The 566-nt window shown below is 72.3% G+C and carries 1 pseudogene; it reads right to left on the bottom strand.

The annotated features are described in order from the left end of the window. Positions 1–566, bottom strand: a pseudogene (locus AC27IQ_RS26830) (DNA ligase-associated DEXH box helicase); the annotation flags it as partial.

Here is a 566-nt window from a genome sequence, read left to right as displayed (position 1 = left end):
GGCACCACGTCCTGCATGCGGGGCGCGGCCTCGGCCGCCGGGCCGCGGGCGTCGGCGGCACTGTCCAGTTGCGCGAGCATGCGCGCGATGCGGTCGGCCAGGTGCTCGTTGGTGAGCTTTTCGCGAAAGCGCTCCACCATGAGCGGAAAGGCGAACGGGCTCGGCCGCAGCAGCGCCCGCACCACCCGCTGCTGGCCCTGCATGCGGCGCAGCGCGGCCAGCAGCTGGGCCACGTCCAGCTCCTGGCTCAGCACCTCTTCGTCGGCCTGGCGCAGCAGCATGTTGGTGGTGTCGTATTTGCGAAAGACCTCGAAGAACAGTTGCGACGACGCCTGCAGCTGGCGGGCGCTGCGGCGCTCGCCGGGGTGGCTCTGGAAGATCAGCCCCGACACGCGCGCGATCTCGCGAAAGCGCCGCCGCGCCATCTCGGTGGCGTTCAGGCTGGCCAGCACTTCGTGCAGCAGGGCCTGGCGCTCGGGGTCGCCGTGCGGCGCCTCGGGCAGGGGGTGGCCCGCGGCATCGTCGGCTTCGGCCCGGGCGGCATTGGCCGTGTTGCGGATGACCAG

It is taken from the genome of Acidovorax sp. KPB24-07, from assembly GCF_057543315.1.
This window is presented reverse-complemented; position numbering and strand designations above follow the sequence as displayed.